This window comes from Spiroplasma endosymbiont of Nebria brevicollis, assembly GCF_964030895.1.
In the GTDB taxonomy this organism is placed as follows: Bacteria; Bacillota_I; Bacilli_A; order Mycoplasmatales; family VBWQ01; genus Spiroplasma_E.
Window position 1 is genome coordinate 544,392 of sequence record NZ_OZ034986.1, and the last position, 18,162, is coordinate 562,553.

The 18,162-nt window shown below is 30.0% G+C and carries 18 protein-coding genes; 16 read left to right on the forward strand and 2 right to left on the reverse strand.

Annotation, left to right across the window (positions count from 1 at the left end):
• Positions 1-190: 190 nt before the first annotated feature.
• From rpsB to AAHM98_RS03290, 16 genes are all read left to right on the forward strand, one after another.
• On the forward strand, positions 191-961 hold the full coding sequence (gene rpsB / locus AAHM98_RS03215) for a 30S ribosomal protein S2 (protein WP_342277038.1): 771 nt from the start codon (positions 191-193) through the stop codon (positions 959-961).
• 23 nt (positions 962-984) lie between these two features.
• The gene (gene tsf / locus AAHM98_RS03220; protein WP_342277039.1) at positions 985-1,848 is read left to right on the forward strand and encodes a translation elongation factor Ts; all 864 of its coding nucleotides are present in this window, start codon (positions 985-987) and stop codon (positions 1,846-1,848) included.
• A gap of 15 nt (positions 1,849-1,863) precedes the next feature.
• A complete protein-coding gene (locus AAHM98_RS03225; RefSeq protein WP_342277040.1) occupies positions 1,864-2,442 on the forward strand; it encodes a hypothetical protein in 579 nt (192 codons plus the stop codon).
• A gap of 74 nt (positions 2,443-2,516) precedes the next feature.
• Positions 2,517-3,242, forward strand: a complete 726-nt coding sequence (gene pyrH / locus AAHM98_RS03230) for a UMP kinase (RefSeq protein WP_342277041.1) — start codon at positions 2,517-2,519, stop codon at positions 3,240-3,242.
• A 24-nt stretch (positions 3,243-3,266) separates the two neighbouring features.
• Positions 3,267-4,259: a phosphate acetyltransferase gene (gene pta, locus AAHM98_RS03235; RefSeq protein ID WP_342277042.1), complete on the forward strand. Its 993-nt coding sequence runs from the start codon at positions 3,267-3,269 to the stop codon at positions 4,257-4,259.
• Between the two features lie 13 nt (positions 4,260-4,272).
• Complete coding sequence (locus tag AAHM98_RS03240) at positions 4,273-5,526, forward strand: acetate kinase (protein WP_342277043.1); 1,254 nt, start codon at positions 4,273-4,275, stop codon at positions 5,524-5,526.
• A 78-nt stretch (positions 5,527-5,604) separates the two neighbouring features.
• A complete protein-coding gene (locus tag AAHM98_RS03245) occupies positions 5,605-7,107 on the forward strand; it encodes an FAD-dependent oxidoreductase (protein WP_342277044.1) in 1,503 nt (500 codons plus the stop codon).
• A gap of 78 nt (positions 7,108-7,185) precedes the next feature.
• Complete coding sequence (locus AAHM98_RS03250) at positions 7,186-8,322, forward strand: alpha/beta hydrolase (RefSeq protein ID WP_342277045.1); 1,137 nt, start codon at positions 7,186-7,188, stop codon at positions 8,320-8,322.
• Positions 8,322-9,314 (forward strand): lipoate--protein ligase, encoded by a 993-nt coding sequence (locus AAHM98_RS03255; protein WP_342277046.1) that lies wholly within the window; start codon positions 8,322-8,324, stop codon positions 9,312-9,314. Before AAHM98_RS03250 ends, AAHM98_RS03255 begins: the two co-directional genes overlap by 1 nt.
• A gap of 82 nt (positions 9,315-9,396) precedes the next feature.
• Positions 9,397-10,554 (forward strand): thiamine pyrophosphate-dependent enzyme, encoded by a 1,158-nt coding sequence (locus AAHM98_RS03260; protein ID WP_342277047.1) that lies wholly within the window; start codon positions 9,397-9,399, stop codon positions 10,552-10,554.
• 2 nt (positions 10,555-10,556) lie between these two features.
• On the forward strand, positions 10,557-11,597 hold the full coding sequence (locus AAHM98_RS03265; protein WP_342277048.1) for an alpha-ketoacid dehydrogenase subunit beta: 1,041 nt from the start codon (positions 10,557-10,559) through the stop codon (positions 11,595-11,597).
• Positions 11,598-11,619: 22 nt separating this feature from the next.
• Positions 11,620-12,918 carry a dihydrolipoamide acetyltransferase family protein gene (locus tag AAHM98_RS03270; RefSeq protein ID WP_342277049.1) on the forward strand — a complete coding sequence of 433 codons (1,299 nt, stop codon included), beginning with the start codon at positions 11,620-11,622 and terminating at the stop codon, positions 12,916-12,918.
• A 15-nt stretch (positions 12,919-12,933) separates the two neighbouring features.
• Positions 12,934-14,430, forward strand: a complete 1,497-nt coding sequence (gene lpdA / locus AAHM98_RS03275) for a dihydrolipoyl dehydrogenase (RefSeq protein ID WP_342277050.1) — start codon at positions 12,934-12,936, stop codon at positions 14,428-14,430.
• Positions 14,431-14,864: 434 nt separating this feature from the next.
• Positions 14,865-15,506: a BspA family leucine-rich repeat surface protein gene (locus tag AAHM98_RS03280; protein WP_342277051.1), complete on the forward strand. Its 642-nt coding sequence runs from the start codon at positions 14,865-14,867 to the stop codon at positions 15,504-15,506.
• 242 nt (positions 15,507-15,748) lie between these two features.
• A complete protein-coding gene (locus AAHM98_RS03285) occupies positions 15,749-15,997 on the forward strand; it encodes a 2-oxo acid dehydrogenase subunit E2 (RefSeq protein ID WP_342277052.1) in 249 nt (82 codons plus the stop codon).
• Positions 15,998-16,029: 32 nt separating this feature from the next.
• A complete protein-coding gene (locus tag AAHM98_RS03290) occupies positions 16,030-16,341 on the forward strand; it encodes a hypothetical protein (RefSeq protein ID WP_342277053.1) in 312 nt (103 codons plus the stop codon).
• 183 nt (positions 16,342-16,524) lie between these two features.
• On the opposite strand, the gene AAHM98_RS03295 is transcribed toward AAHM98_RS03290, so the two are convergent.
• Positions 16,525-17,160, reverse strand: coding sequence for a hypothetical protein (locus tag AAHM98_RS03295; RefSeq protein ID WP_342277054.1), 636 nt, complete (start codon positions 17,158-17,160; stop codon positions 16,525-16,527).
• A gap of 146 nt (positions 17,161-17,306) precedes the next feature.
• Complete coding sequence (locus AAHM98_RS03300) at positions 17,307-18,131, reverse strand: lipoprotein (RefSeq protein WP_342277055.1); 825 nt, start codon at positions 18,129-18,131, stop codon at positions 17,307-17,309.
• Positions 18,132-18,162: the final 31 nt, after the last annotated feature.

Here is an 18,162-nt window from a genome sequence, read left to right on the forward strand (position 1 = left end):
GTTATAAACTTGCTTATGTTTTTCTTTTGTAAAAATATTTTTCTAAATTATCAAAAATATGCTACAATATACACGCTTAATTTAGAATAAAAATAAGCATCACATTTGTGAATTCATTACCTAGTGCTTTTAATTTAAAAGTGGTTAATGTTAGAAACTAATGGAAGAAAAACAAATTAAAGGAGACATTATGTCAATTGTAACACGTGAACAACTACTTGAAGCAGGAGTTCAGTTTGGCCACCAAACTAAAAGATGAAACCCAAAAATGCGCAAATATATTTTTGGTCAAAGAAATGCCATCCACATTATTGATTTACAAAAATCAATGCGTAAATTAGATGAAGCATACAAATTTGTAAAAGAAATCAGTGAAACTGGTGGGAAAGTTTTATTTGTTGGTACTAAAAAACAAGCTAAAGATGCAGTTAAAGACCTTGCTATTAGTTGTAACTCACCATATGTAACAGAACGTTGATTAGGTGGTTTATTAACTAACTTTAAAACTATTAAAACAAGTATCAAATCTTTAATTGATATTGAAAATAAAGAAAAAAGTGGAGAAATCAAACTTTTAACTAAAAAAGAACAAATTCTTGTTGCCAAAGAAAAAGACCGTTTAGAACGTAACCTTGGTGGTATTAGAAATATGTACAAAATTCCAGAAGCTATTTTTATTACAGATACTATTGCTAACAACATTGCTGTCCAAGAAGCTAAAGTATTAAGAATTAAAGTTATTGCCATTTGTGATAGTAACTCAGATCCAGATGGTATCGATTATATTATTCCTGGTAATGATGACGCTACTAAATCAATTACTTTAATTACAAGTAAAATTGCTGCTGCTATTTTAGAAGGTCAAAGCATTAAACCTGTAGTTGATAAAAAAGAAGAAACTACCGAAACTATAATTGAAAGCATGGATGCTGATAAAGTAGTTAAAACTGAAGATAAGTAATAAATTAAAGGAGTAAAATTTATATGCCAGATGTAGTAAAAGCTAATATCAAATTAGTAAAAGAATTACGAATAAGCACTGATTTACCAATGAAAGATTGTATGGAAGCATTAATTGAAAGTAATAATAATTTAGAAGAAGCCCATAGAATTTTAAAAGTGAAAGGACTTGCTAAAGCTGAGAAAAAAAGTGTTAATACGGCAGCTGATGGTATTACTAAAGTTTTAATTGATGGTGATAAAGCTGTAATTGCTGAATTAAACTGTCAAACTGAACAAGTTGCTGCCCTTCAAGAATATAATAATTTATTTAATAAAATTGCAACTACGATTTTAAAACATTCACCAAAAACAGTTGTTGAGGCTTTAAAATTAAAATCAAATTCTAGTGCTGATAACCTTGGTGATGAATTGAAACTTGCAATTGCAAAATTAGGTGAAAATATTGTTCTAACACGTTTTGAAATTGTAACTAAAAATAAAGATGAAGTTTTTGGTTCATATGTTCATGGTGGCGGTAAATTTACTTCATTAGTTGTAATTAAAGGTGTGGACAACAAAAGTGATGTACCTCACAACATTGCAATGCAAATTGTTTCAGGAAATCCTAAATTCATTGACCTTAATAGCATCCCAAAAACAACTCGTGATAACGAATTAGAAATTCTCCAAGAACAAGCTAAAGATGAGAAAAAACCTGCTGCTATTATTGAAAAAATGATTGAAGGCCGTTTACAAAAGTTTTTTGCATCGTTAACTATTGTTGATCAAGACTATAGTAAAGACCTAACAATTAAAGTTAAAGATTACTTAACTAAAAATCATGCTACAATTATAACGATGGTACGTTATCAATTAGGAGAAAAAATTGATAATTCCACAAAATAATTAGGAGGTAACAAAATGTTGGACTTTAAAATTATATATTATATTGGATTAGTGATGTTTGTATTGTTACTAGCCATTCTTGGGTGAGGATGATTTAGTTTCATTAAACCAAAAACTAATAATAGATTTTTAAATATAAAATTATTAGTACCAACTTTAACAATCGGAGTAATTGGTTTAATTTTATCAATTGTGCCTATTGGCATGAAAGTATGATCATATGATACTGTATTTGTTAAAAATGATCCTGCTTTCTTAAGCATTTTAATTATCGAATATATATTCTTAACTGCACTTTTAATATTAGCTTATGTTTTTAGTTTTGATTTTGGAATTGCTGTTGATGAAATTAACATTTATTTCTTTGGACAAAGTGTAAGTACAAATAAAATTATTGCTTTAGACCAAAAAAAACATGGTTTAAAAATTGTTTATGAACAAGGTATTAAAAAAATGAAAAAACGTTTAACTATTATTACGCCACAATCTCAATTATTTGTAAAAGAACATTTAGTTCAAAAAATTGTTGATAACGTTAAATTAGATGTTGTTGATAATACTAAAGATTCAAAACCAAGCGCAAGCAATGAATAAATATTATAAAAAGCCACAAAATAATCTGTGGCTTTTTATAATATTAAAAGGGTAAGGAGGGAGTTATTATAAATATGGAACAATTTAAATATAAAAGAGTCTTATTAAAAATAAGTGGTGAAGCTTTAGGTGGTAACGTTAGTGATTTATATAATAACAAAAGCATTGATAATATTTGTCAACAAATTCAAACTTTAGTTAAAAATAAAGTACAAGTTGGTGTCGTAGTTGGTGGTGGTAATATCTGACGTGGTGCCAAACAAGGTGAAAGTGTTGGATTAAAACGGATTAATGCCGATTATATGGGAATGTTAGCAACCATTATGAATGCTTTAGTAGTAGAATCAAAACTAAAGGCATTAGGACTAAAAGTTATTGTCCAATCATCATTAGAAATTAACCAAGTAGCAGAACCATTTTATTATAAAAAAGCCATAAGTAGATTTGAAAAAGGTTATGTATGTATCTTTGCTGGTGGCACTGGTTCTCCATATTTTACTACTGATACAGCAGCAGCACTGCGTGCTATAGAAATTGATGCTGATGTTTTATTAATGGCCAAAAATGGTGTTGATGGTGTTTATGATAAAGATCCAACAATTAACAAGCATGCTGTTCGTTATGACCACCTAACTTATGAAGATATTACTAACAAACAATTAAAAGTGATGGATTTAACAGCAGCGACAATGTGTATGGAAGCTAATTTAAAAATTATCGTTTTCGACATTAATGGTGAAAATAATATTATTAAAGCGGTTCAAAATAAAGTTATCGCGACAATTATTAGCAAAAAATAACATTTTGAAAGGGCAAATAAAAATATGCAATTATTAGATTTTATTTTATCAATTTTAAAAACTAGTAAAAAACCAATAAAAATCTTATTCCCCGAAGGTGATAACGATAAAGTACAAACAGTAGCATTAAAGATTACTGATAGTAATTCACCAGTAAAAAATTTTATTGTTCCAGTATTATTATTTACTAACGAAAAAGAGATCCCAAGTGCTGTTAAAAACAGTAATGTTCAAACAATGTTTATTGTAACAAAGCAAAAAGCTGAGTTTGTTACTAAATTAGTAGAATTAAGAAAAGCCAAAGGTTTAACACCAGAAGCAGCTGATAAACAACTTGCTTTGCGTAACTATTATGGTATGATGTTATTAAGAAGTAATATTGTTGATGGCTTTGTTGGTGGTATTACCTTTACTACTGCTGATATTCTCCGTGCAGCTTTACAAGTTGTGGGTGCAAAATCAGGAATAAAAACTGTTTCAAGTACCTTTATTATGAATAAAGATGAAGATATCTTTTTATTCAGTGATGGTTCAATTAACTTAAACCCTAATTCTGAACAATTAGCAGATATTGCTAAATCAACAATTCACTTTGCCCAACTTTTACAATTCAATCCCATTAAACTAGCGCTATTATCATACTCAACTGATAAAAGTGGTAGTGGCGAAAGTGTTGCTAAAGTTCATAATGCTACTGAATTAGTAAAAACTTCTAAATTAAAAAATGTATTAGTAGCAGGACCAATTCAATTTGATGCTGCTTGAGACCAGGAAGTACGTGCCAAGAAATTTCCAAGTGTTAAAATTGCCGGAAGTTGTAATGCCTTTATTTTTCCTGATTTAAATGCTGCTAATATTGGTTATAAAATTGCCCAACGTCTGGGTGGCTATAAAGCTATTGGTCCGATTGTGTTAGGTTTAAACCAACCAGTTAATGATTTATCACGTGGTGCTAGTGTTGATGATATTTATTATACAGCGCTCATTACAGCGATTCAAACTTTAATTAAAGAATAATAAGGAGAAAAAAATGTTAAATCATAATAAAATTTTAGTTATTAATGCTGGAAGTAGTTCTATTAAATTTCAAGTTTTTAGAATTGATGAAACAAAACATCAACCAACTTTTACAATTCTAGGAAAGGGATTAGTGGAAAGAATTGGTATTAAAGATAGTAACTTTATTATTGAAGTTGCTAATGGTAATGATTTTACAAAACATGAAGTTGTCCAAGATATTAAAGACCATGTCGCAGGAGCACAAGCTGTAATTGCTGGTTTAATTAAATACCAAGTAATTGCTAACTTTGATGATATTACTCGCATTGGCCACCGTATGGTTCATGGCGGACAAAAATTCAATAGTTCGATGGTTATTGATAAAACTGTTGTCAGTGGCATTGACTCGTGTATTCCATTAGCACCGTTACACAATCCACCAGCTTTAAAAGGTTTGTCTGCCTTTCAAAAATTAATTCCCCATGCTCACCATGTTGCAGTTTTTGACACATCATTCCATACAACTATTCCGCAAGAAAAGTTTTTATACTCAGTGCCTTATGAATGATATACTGACCACGAAGTAAGAAGATATGGTTTCCATGGTATTAGTTATCGTTATATCTTAGAAAAATTAGCGATTGTTATGAACAAACCACAAACTAAAGTGAATGCTATTGTTTGTCACTTAGGTAATGGTGCTAGTATTTGTGCCATCAAAGATGGTAAAAGTTATAACACTAGTATGGGATTAACACCACTTGATGGATTAATTATGGGATCACGTAGTGGGATTATTGACCCATCAATTCATAATTATATGTGTGATGTTAAAAAAGATGCAACCATTGCTAGTGTTACGAATGATTTAAATAAAGCATCGGGTTTATTAGGAATTAGTCAACACTCATCTGATTTACGTGATGTCATTGCTGCAAGTGAAGATAAGAATCACCCTAAATATATTCAATCGCAATTAGCAATTAAAATGTTTGTCCAAAGAATTGCTAATTACATTGTTCAATATGCCAATGATCTGCAAAACAATATTGATGCATTAGTATTTACCGCAGGAATTGGTGAGAACTCATTTATCATTCGTGATTTAATAATTAATGAGATTAAAATATTAACATTGAAACTAGTAGACAGTAAAAACAGAGATAAATACGATGATTTCTTACTAATTAGTGATAAACAATCACAATTTCCCATTTATAAAATTAAAACTAATGAAGAAATTATAATTTGTCAAGATACATACAATTTACTAATAAGTATTTAAAATAAAGTGTTAAAATTAAATATATATTTCCTAAGTATTTAGTACTTAAGAAAATAGAAATAAGGAAGGAAATTTAAAATGGAAAAAAATCCAAAAATTGTTGTAATTGGTGTTAATCATGCCGGAACAACTGCTTTAAAAGCAATTATGAAAACTAACCCTAATGCTCATGTTGTAGCATATGATCGTAATGATAATATTTCTTTCTTAGGATGTGGTATTGCCCTATGAGTAGGAAGAGAATTTAATGACTCGAAAGGTTTATTCTATGCTGATAAAGAAAAACTAACTAAACTTGGCGTTAAAGTTAACTTAAATCATGAAATGATTAGTTATAATGGTAAAGCCAAAACCATCAAAATTAAAAACATGAAAACGAATGAAATCATCACTGAAACTTATGATAAATTAATCTTAGGTATTGGTTCATGACCAATCTTAAATCCAGGTGGTAAAGAAATCCCAGGTTTAATTGCTCATAAAGATGGTGTGATTGTTAAAGATGAATTAAATGGTGTTAAATTAACGAACGGTATTCACTTATCAAAACTATACCAACATGCTCAAGCAATTATTGCTCATTTAAGTAAACCTGAAGTTAAAAAAGTAGTTGTGATTGGTGCTGGATATATTGGTATTGAATTAGTAGAAGCTTTCTACAAAGACAAAAAACAAGTTACTTTGATTGACTTTGAAAACCGTATTATGCCACGTTACTATGATGAAGAATTCACAACTGATGTTGAAACAACTATGAAAAAAGCAGGTATAGCTCTGCAATTAGGTGAAACTTTACTAGAATTCATTACTAAAAACGATAAAGTCTTACAAGTAAAAACTAATAAAGGAACTTATGATGCTGACTTAGTTATTATGGCAGTTGGGTTCTTACCAAATACTACTGTTGTGAAAGATGAATCAGGAAAACCACAAATTACTTTAGATGCTCGTGGTGCCATTGAAGTTGACCAATATTTCCAAACTTCAGACCCTAATATTTATGCCATTGGCGACTGTATTAACATTCGCTCTAATGCTTGAAATAGAAATGTTAATATTGCCCTAGCTACTAACGCTGTTCGTACTGGTTTAGTTGCTGGAATTAATGTTACAAAAACTAATCCCAAAGAAAGACTTGTTTTCCCAGGTGTGCAAGGAACTAATGCGATTTCTGTCTTTGGTTGAAAACTGTGTGCTACTGGATTGTCAGAACTTTCTGCAGGTGCCATTCTTGGTAAAGATAAAATTGAAGCTTACTTTTACAAAGATACTGTTTTTCCTCCGTTTATGGCAGAAAACCATGAAGTTAAAATCAAAATTATATGAGAAAAAAGTTCTCGACGTATTATTGGTGCTGAAATTGGCTCAACTCATGATCATAGCGAAACTATTTCTATGTTCTCATTAGCTATTTTAAAACAAGTAACAATTGATGAAATACCATTAATTGATATGTATTTCCTACCACACTTTAACAAACCATATAACTTCGTAACTGCTGCTGCTTTATTAGCAACAGGAGTATTAACAAAAGAAGATGTTACTTATCCAGATCCATATACGCCAGGTAAGAAAAAATAATTATCTTAGTAAATTTTAATTTATACATATTATTTGTATAAAATATAAATTTTTGGTCTTGGAAAGGAATAAATAGTAATGGCAAAAGATACAATATATTTAAAACAACGTGCTACTATGACCTTGAATATAAAAGAGGTTAAGTATAAAATTGCTTGATGATTAAAAATAATTTTGTTATTAACTTTTCCATTATGACTTATTCCTTTTTTGTTTACTAATGCCATTTTCGGAAAAATTATGCGTAATACTATGCAAAAATTTCAACGAACAGGACGCATTGAAAATCCTAATTTTGAAAAAATTGACCTTAATAGTTTGAATTTTTATAATCGTGATATGGAATTACAACAAGCACCCCAATTAACAATTGATGAAGCTAGTTGAACTATGATGGAACCCCAAGATGTTACTATTACTACTTTTGATAACATTCAATTATCAGCCTTTGTAATTGCTAATCAACGTTCCAATAATAATCATAAATGAATAATTGCTGTCCATGGTTGACAACAAAATCGTTATAGTATTTTATATTTAGTAAAACATTTTTATGAACAAGGTTATAATATTCTAACTTATGATGCACGAGGTCATGGCAGTAATAATATTAAAGATAGTGTTACTTTTGGTGCTAAAGAAGCTGATGATTTATACGCAGTTATTAGATATCTTAATGGTTTTATTGAAAATCAAGATTTTAATCAACCAATTAGTATTAGTTTAATTGGTAATAGTATGGGTGCCACTACTATTTTAGAAACTATGTGTCGTTTTGAAATTGTCACCTTAGGTGTTAAGTGCGGTATTTTTGATTGTGGCTATGATAGTTTTGCCCATATTTTGAAAATTCTTGCTCAAAAGTATTTTAAAACGACATGGTTTTGAGTTTATTTTGGGTTACAATTTTATTTTAAACATCAAGATAAATTTAAAATCAAAAGTATTAATACTATTAATAAGTTAAAATATTGTGCTAATATTCCTGTTTTATTTATTCATGGTAACGATGATGAAACTGTGCCAGTAACTATGACTGAACATTTATTTACTAAAAAAATTAGTTATGAACAAACCCCAGAAATTAGTGAACTATTAATCATACCAAAAGCTAAACATGTGCGAGCAATTACTACTGATTACAATATTTATTGTAATAGTACATTAAAGTTCGTTCATAAATGAACTACTACTGACCAAGGAGAAACAAAATAATGATATATTATATTAATAATAGTAAAGACCCATATTTCAACTTAGCAACTGAAGAATATTTAATTAGTAATCCTAATATTACTGATGAAATCTTATTACTATGACAAAACAATAACACGATTGTCATTGGTCGTAATCAAAATACCATTGAAGAAATTAATAATGAATACGTACGTGAAAAACAAGTTAATGTTGTCCGAAGATTATCAGGTGGTGGTGCTGTTTATCAAGACTTAGGTAATTTAAACTTCACTTTTATTTTTAATAAAAATCAAGATAATGCTCGTAACTATGCACTGTTTACTAAACCCATTATTGAGGTTTTACAAAGTTTGGGATTAAATGCCCAGAATAGTGGCAAAAATGATATTATTATTGATGACAAAAAAATCTCAGGTAACGCCCAATACACATTTAATAATCGCATTTTACATCATGGCACTATCTTATTTAATGTCGATATGCAAATGTTACCAAAAGTACTAAAACCTGATTTAGAGAAATTGCAATCAAAAGGGATAAAATCAGTACAAGCTCGTGTTACTAATATTTTACCCTTATTAAAAACTCCACTAACTATTGACCAATTTCAACAATTAATTGTTGAAAAATTACAACATACTAAAAATACTAAAGTTTTGAAGTTAACATCAGCAATGATTACAGACATTGCAGCATTAGCCAATCAAAAATATCGTACTTGAGATTGAATCTATGGTAAATCACCAAACTTTGATTTAAAACATAAAACTTTAGTCCCTAATAAAGGTACTATCCATGTTTGACTTAATGTGCAAGCAGGAATTATTAACAATATTAAAATTTATGGCGATTTCTTAGGGTCAGCAGGTACTACTTCATTAGAACAAAATTTAACGCAGCAAAAATATAATGTTCCAACAATTACCAATATTATTAAAAACACTAATATTACTGCAATTTTTGGTCAAAATTTTACTGAAGAAGAGATCATTAGTAGTATAATAAAATAGAATGTCTAGGCATTATTTTAAAAAATAGTATAATTAAAGTGTATGCTTGCAATTAACTAAAATATCTAGGAGGAAAAAATAAATGTGAGTTGAGAAATTCGATAATCCACAACAAGAAATTTTTCAAATATTAAATGAAAAGGGAGTAATAAATCCCGATTTTATTGCATATTTAAATAAATTTGATACTAAAATATTATTAACAGCATATGAAAACATGTGTCTATCACGCACACAAGAACAAATGCAAATGGAACTAAACTATGAAAAAGATGACCAAGGTAAAGTTGGTTTAAAAAATGGTTTACCAAAAGTGATTGGAAAAGTTATTAACTTTTTATCATCACGTGGTCAAGAAGGTGTCGAAGTTGCTTATGCTAGTTGCTTACGTAAAGGTATCGACTGATTTGTTCCTGCTTATCGTAACAACGCAGCATGAATTACTGCTGGTTACCCCATTGAAAAAGTAATTCAATATTGATTAGGAAACGAAATGGGAAGTCAAATGCCCAAAGGTATTAATATCTTACCAGTTAACATTCCGATTGCTACTCAATATTCTCATGCGACAGGATTAGCTTTTGCTGAAAAGTATAAAAAAGGAAAAGGTGTTGTGTTAACAACTATCGGTGATGGTGGAACTTCGGAAGGTGAATTTTTCGAAGCCATTAACTTTGCTGCCATTCAAAAATTACCTTGTGTTTTCTTTGTCGAAAATAACCAATGATCATTAGATACTCCAACATCAAAAGCGACAATGAGTCCAACTTTTGCCCAAAAAGGTTCAGCTTGTGGTGTTCCCAATATCCGTGTTGATGGTAACGACTTTTTTGCTGTTTACTATGTCACACAACAAGCGATCGAAAGAGCTAAAAAAGGTGATGGACCATCTTTAATTGAAGCAATTACTTACCGTCAAAATGCCCACTCAGCCTTTGATATTAAAAAAGATTACTTCACTGCTGAAGATTACAAAATCGAACAAGAGTGATTAAAAAAAGAACCGATTGATCGAATTAGAGAATATTTAAAATCTGTTAAACTATGAGATGATAAAAAACAAGAAGCCTTAGACAAAAAAATTACCAAACAAATTGATGACGCTATTATTTGAGCACAAAAAAATGAAAGTGTTACGATTGATGAAATCTTTGATTACACATTTGAAAAATTAACACCACAATTAGTTGAGCAAAAAGCGCAAGCTAAAGCATTCTTCAAAGAAGGAGAGAAAAAATAATTATGAAAAGAAATAATGTCCAAGCTATTACTTTAGCATTAGAATTAGCCATGAAAAAGAATCCTAACGTTGTTGTTTACGGTGAAGATGCTGGTAACGTTGGTGGTGTCTTCCGTGCTACGAAAGGTATCCAAGCCAAATTTGGTGCTAACCGTTGTTTTGATGCTCCAATTGCAGAAGCAGTGATTGCTGGTAGTGCAATTGGAATGGCGATTAATGGTTTAAACCCCATTATTGAAATGCAATTTTCTGGTTTTTCATTCCCGGCTTTCCAACAATTACTTTGTCATGCTGCACGTATGCGTAACAGAAGTCGTGGTCGCTTCACTTGTCCATTAGTTGTTCGTATGCCTTCTTATGACTGAAATAATGGTTATAATGGTGCCTTAGAACACCATTCAGAAGCGATTGAAGCTTTGTTCTGTCACATTCCAGGTTTAAAAGTAGTTATGACTTCAAAACCCAATGATACTAAAAAATTATTATTAGCGGCGATTGAAAGTCCAGACCCAGTAATTGTTTTAGAATGTTTAGGAACTTATTTCAATAGTTATACTAGTCATGATTATACTTATGATGTTCGTGAAGAAGTTAGTGATGATTATGAAGTTGCTGTTTTAGGAAAAGCTAAAGTAATAAAATCATATGTTGCTGCTGATAAACCTGATTTAACAATTGTTACTTACGGTTCAAAAGTTTATGATTGTGAAAAAGCCGTTGCGTTATTAGAAGCAAAAGATAATTTAAAAATTGAATTAATTGACTTGCAAACATTACAACCATGAGATGAAGCAACAGTAGTTAGTTCAGTTAAAAAAACCGGAAGATTACTAGTTGTTTCAGAAGCTGTTCGTTCATTCTCTGTAGCATCGGAAATCATTACCGTTGTTAATGAAAAATGTTTTGAATATTTAGAATGTCCACCAACACGACTAACAGGTTATGATATTACAGTACCATTATCAAAAGGTGAAAAATGATTTATCATTAGTCCCGATAAAATTATGGACAAAGTCAAAATAATGATGAACTATCCAGTTTAACTAGAGAAAGGGAAGTGAAAATATGGAATTAAAATTTAAGGATATGGATGGAATTGACGAAGTTACGGTAACTCAAATTCGTGTCAAAGTTGGACAAGACGTGAAAAAAGGTGATGACTTAGTTGATATTGAAGCTGATAAGGCATCTGATACCATCAAAGCCGAAGCTGACGGTAAAGTTTCAAAAATTAATGTTAAAGAAGGTGACAGCATTACTACTGGTAAAGTGGTGATGGAATTTGGTGGTCAACCAAGTGCTACGCAAGCACCTGCTAAAGAAGTTGAAAAACCTGTTGCTGATAAACCAGAAGTTAAAACAAATCATGAAACACCAACTGTTAGTGGAATTCTGGCAAAACCAGTTATCCAAACTGGTAAAGTATTAGCAACCCCATTAGCACGACGTATGGCTCATGATATGGGAATTGATATGGGAACTATTAAAGGAACAGGTCCTGGTGGCAGAATCTTAAAAGCAGATTTATTAAATGGAAAACAAAGTGGGACAGCATCTGTTGCACCAACACCTGTTCAAGCACCAGTAATGCCTTCAATACCTTCTGCTCCAGTTATGAATCAAGGAATTAACGTTGCTAAAATTGAAAGTTTTGGCAAAGTTGAACACATGCCATTATCTGGAATCCGTAAAGCTGTTGCTAACCAAATGTCATTATCAGTTTATACAGCACCCCATGTTAGTTTAATTATTAATATTGATGCTGAACATCTAATTCAATTACGTGCTACTTTAAAAGAACCAGCAGAAAAAGACCCAGATGGATCTGCCAAATTAACATTTATGCCATTCTTTGTGAAGGCAGTTGCTAAAACTTTAAAAGAAGAACGTTTTAAATTATTAAACTCAACATTAAATATGGCAGGTAATGAAATCCTTGTTAAGAAATATTACAACATTGGAATGGCTGCCGATACTGATAAAGGATTAGTAGTACCTGTTATTAAAGATGCTGACAAAATTTCATTATTTGAAACAGCACGACAAGTTAATAGTTTAGGTGATAAAGCTCGTAAAGAACTATTAAAAGGTGATGATATGCAAGGTGGTACCTTCACGATTACCAACTTTGGCTCAGCAGGAATTGAGTTTGGAACACCTGTTATTAACTATCCAGAAGTTGCTATTTTAGGATTAGGTATGATGCAAAAGAAACTAGTCATTGTTGATGGTAAAATCGTTGAACATAAATTCTTCCCATTATCACTTTCAATTGACCACCGAGTAATTGATGGTGCCCCTGCTGGATATTTTCTAAACCGACTTAAAGAGTTATTAGAAAATCCAACATTAATATTAGCATAAGGAGAAATATAAAAAATGTCTAGTTATGATTTTGAATTAATTATTATTGGGGCAGGGCCTGGTGGCTATGTCACAGCAGCACGTGCAGGTAAACTTGGTTTAAAAACTGCGATTGTTGAAAAAGGAACTTGAGGTGGAGTTTGTTTAAATGTTGGTTGTATTCCTACTAAAACTCTATTAAAAGGGGCGAAAGTTTATCACTATGTTGATGAATGTGAAACTTATGGAGTTGAAATTAGTAATAAAAAAACAGTTAATATTAACTGAGGAAAAATGCAAGCTCGCAAGAATACTGTTGTTAAGGGTTTAACTAATGGTGTCCAATTCTTAATGAAAGCTAATAAAGTTGAAAGCATTATTGGTAGCGCAAGTGCTGTTGATAGTCATACTATTTTAGTAAAACTTGCTGATGGCAAAGAAAAAAAATATACTACTAAGTATACGATGATTGCGACAGGTTCAAAAGTTAAAATGTTTGATAATCCTAATGGTCCTAAAGGTTTAAGTACTGCCGACTTAAAAACAAATAAAGCATTATTAACTTCAACTGAGATTCTAAAAGTTGGTGAAATCCCTAAATCACTAACCGTTATCGGTGGTGGTGTGATTGGTATTGAATTTGCTTGCTTATTTAGTGCCCTTGGTACAAAAGTGACAATTATTGAATATCTAGATCGGATTTTAGCATTACTAGATTACGATGTAAGTAAAGAATTAACGACTATTTTAGAGAATCGTGGCGTAAAAATTATTACCGGTCATAGTGTTAATGAATTAAATGGTAAAACTTTAACTTATTATGCAGCTAGTGATAAAGAGCAGAAAAAACCGATGACAGTTACTAGTGATTACTGTTTATTAAGTACAGGACGCACACCAATTACTGAAGGTTTCACTAACTTAGGAATTCAAATTAAACCTAATCATTCATTTGCTGTTAATGAAAAATTAGAAGCATTAGATGATAATAATAATCCGTTAGATAACATTTATGTTATTGGTGATGCTAATGGTCAACGAATGTTAGCCCACGTAGCATCGGCACAAGGGTTAATGGCACTTAACAACATCTTTGTTAAAGAAGGTAAAAAAAGTTATGATGGAACGCCATTAGTGCAACAAAAAATTGATTACAATAAAATGCCTAGTTGTATTTATACTTTCCCTGAAGTAGCAAGTGTTGGTTGAACTGAAGAGGAATGTAAAATCGCTAAAATTGATTACTTAGTGAAGAAATTACCATTCAAAAACAATGGTAAAGCATTAGCTGATAGTGAAACTGATGGTTTTGTTAAAATCATTATTGGTAAAAAATATGGGGAAATTCTTGGTGCCCATATTTTATGTTCAACAGCTACTGATATGATTTCTGAAATTGTTAATATTATGGAAACTGAAGGAACGATTGTTGAATTAGCTAACGCTTGTCATCCTCATCCGACATTATCAGAAGTTGTGATGGATGTTGCTCAAGACTTAGAACTAGAATGATATAAAGTTAATAAAAAATAAAATAGTATATAAACTGCTAATAAATAGGTTATTTAACCAACCGTTGATAAAGATATTGACATAATCGTTGTATATGGTATATAATATATACATCATAATAGTGATGTGTCTAATTCTGTAAAGAGTTAGAAGTCTGTAAAACTAGTTCTTAATTGAAACTAGATGTCTTGGTTTTATATTAAAACTAAGAAGTTTAAAAGACTTAGTAATTTTACTAAGTCTTTTTTTCTTTTTACAGTTTAATTGTAATAGAAAGTTTGCTAATTTTAATTAAGAATTTTTAAATTTAAAATTACCTTTATTTTATATCCTACGATTCACAACAATTTTACTCACTCTTACAATTTCGGTAAGCGGTGTTTAAATTTAAAATATGTTATTATTCAAATAAACGCATAAGCGTTTTAAAATATTTAGATTAAAAGGAGTTTTTTATGAAATTTTTACTAATAGCATTAAGTACTTTAACAATTGGAACCACTACAGGGAATATATTAGATATAACGTCACAAAAAAATAGTATTGTGTCTAGTTCAATTAGGACTGATAAAACACAACAAGATACTATTTATATTGATAAAGATGGGAAACAACAAACAACTAATCTAGAAAATTTATGAAACTTAGAAACTACTGAAATTATTCAAATTGGGTTTTATCAAAACGCAAATGGAGAAATTCAAGTTGTTCGAATGCCAAAAATGATTAGAAAAGTACCCAATCAATTGCCAGAAGAAATAACATCTTTGAGTCAAATGTTTGAAAATACCTGATGTTTTAATCAAGATATTTCAGGATGAGATACTTCAAAAGTAACAAATATGAGTTATATGTTTAGTGATGCCTTCAAGTTTAATCAAGATATTTCAAAATGAAATGTTTCAAATGTAACAAATATGAGTTATATGTTTGATAATGCCTGATATTTTAATCAAGATTTATCAAAATGAAAAGTAGATAAGGTAACAAACTGGGAGTCATTTAGTGTGGGTTCAGCGATTCCAGACTATAAACTACCAAAATTTCACAATTCATTATTAATAATACAAATTACTTTTAATTTTGGAGAAAAGTAGGGGAAAAATAAAAAGAGGTATCAACACGACCTAAAATTTGATTTTATTGAATTTTGGGTTTTTTATTCTTTATATAAGAAAAGGATAGTGGTTAGATAAGTTTACTTTCGTTTCTCCAAATCTGTAAGGGCTGATTTGGAGACATTTTCAATCGTAATATCATTCGGCATTGGTTCATCAACACCAGTTATGAATCAAGGAATTAACGTTGCTAAATTGAAAGTTTTGGAAAAGTTGAACACATGCTATTATCTAGAATCCGAAAAGTCGTTGTCAACCAAATGTCATTATCAGTTTATACAGCACCCCATGTTAGTTTAATTATTAATATTGATGCTGAACATCTAATTCAATTACGCTCTATTTTAAAAGACTCAGATGGAGCAGCAAAATTAACATTTATGCCATTCTTTGTGAAGACTGTTGCTAAAACTTTAAAAGAAGAACGGTTTAAATTATTAAACTCAATATTAAATATACAACTTCGTTAAAGAAGGTAAAAAAAAGTTATGATGGAACCCCATTGGTACAACAAAAAATTGATTACTTAGTGAAGAAATTACCATTCAAAAACAATGTTAAAGCATTAGCTGATAGTGAAACTGATGGGTTTGTTAAAATCATTATTGGTAAAAAATATGGGGAAATTCTTGGTGCCCATATTTTATGTTCAACAGCTACTGATATGATTTCTGAAATTGTTAATATTATGGAAACTGAAGGAATGATTGTTGAATTAGCTAACGCTTGTCATCCTCATCCGACATTATCAGAAGTTGTGATGGATGTTGCTCAAGATTTAGTTCTAGAATGATATAAAGTTAATAAAAAATAAATAAATAAATGAAAACTAATATAATTAAAGTTGTTATGTTATAAATAAGAGAGGTGTTAAATTAATAAAATAGAGAGTATAAATAAACACTTTCTATTTTATTATTATATTATTTAGTTTTAAATATGTCATAGGAAGTATTAACAGTTTTTCAACTGAAAAATTAGAAATTAAACTTTAAGTTTATGATCAAACATTATCATTTTCACCTTGTTCAACACTATAAGTATTTCCTGATAGTGGTATAATACAGTTGATACCATTGATATTCAGATAAACAATATCATGTGCCTTTTTATCAATACTAATTTGATATTTATTTTTAGTAAAATGTTCATTTAAAATCTTTTGTTCAAATGTTTCTGTATTTAAACCTTTTAAGTTAAAATAGTCATTTGTTTTAATAGCATTTTCATTTAATGCTAGTGTTTTTATGTTTGAATCTAAATAATTAATAGTATCATAAAAAGTTTTATTCTTATAATTATCAAAATCACTGTTATTCATTTTTAAATTTATTGTATCTGGATTGTTTGTTGTTCAAAACTTGTTCATTAATATTCCTTTGTCTAAAACAATACTAATGAATTTTTGTAATGTATCAGCTAGTTTAGTAGTTCTTGTTTCATTTTCAATGACAGCGAAAGGAAGTGGTTTTGATATTAACCTTAAATCATCATATTTTCAGTTAGTTAACGTAATATCACCAAATAAGGTAACTTTATCTAAATCGTCATTTGAAATTAAATTTTTATGACTTCAAGCATTTAACTCATCTGTAAATTTACCAGCTTGGAGATTATATTTAATATTATACAAATTAGTTATGTATTCAGTAGTATTACTTAAAGGTTTATCATTGGCATAAGAAAAATTTGATCCACCATAATTGGCATAAGTTAAACTTCTTGTTGGTGTTGTTCAAGCATCACCGTTGGAGTTTACAGGAGGTATGGAAACATTAGTTATTGTACATGAGGATTAACAATTTTGTTAGTTAGAGTGGTCTTGGCAGTATTGATTAATTTATTATCTTTATCAGGTTTATCTAAATCAAATTTTTGCGCTCCAATGATTGGATCTAAATAATCTTTTAAACTTTTATCAACATTATTGCTAACAGCTTTAACAACTTTACTTAAATCAGAACCTTGATTGGCAAAGTACATGTCGTATGTTTGATTAACAGTGTTGGTATTACTTTTGCCATTTTCACCTAAACATGTGAAATCTAACTTTAAATCAGCAGTAAGATAATATCAATCAGTAACGTTATATGGATCTTCTTTTGCATCAAAACCTGTTATACAAAAAGTATTATTTTTTCATGTAAATGTTTTACTGGTTAATAATGTATCTAAGTTACTGGTATTTATTTTTAAAATCTCGTTGGGATTGATGCCGTTGAATAATGGTTTTAATTCTGGGTAGTTTTTTGCTAAGTTGTTGCTAATAGTACCAACTTGTTGGTTTAAGATTTCCAAGAAACCAGCAAATGTTTCTGGAAAATCAGCTTCAGTAATTTTTACATCTGCTGTTTGAAAAGTGGTTTCTAATTTTTCCATAATGGCACCACCATTTGTGACATCACCAACTTTTCGTAGATTTTGTCCATCATTAACCAAATTAGCAAATTCATTCTGAATTTTTTCTTTTGCTGTTTGGGCTAGGGTTAAATAGTCAGTTTGGTCTGTTTCAGGTGGTGTTTTAGTTCCGCCACAGGCAATCACATTTAGTGAGACTGGTGTTGTTACTGTTAACACTGTTAGTAAAGATAGTAGTTTTCTCATAAATTGTTTTGTTACCCTCTTTCTGTGTATT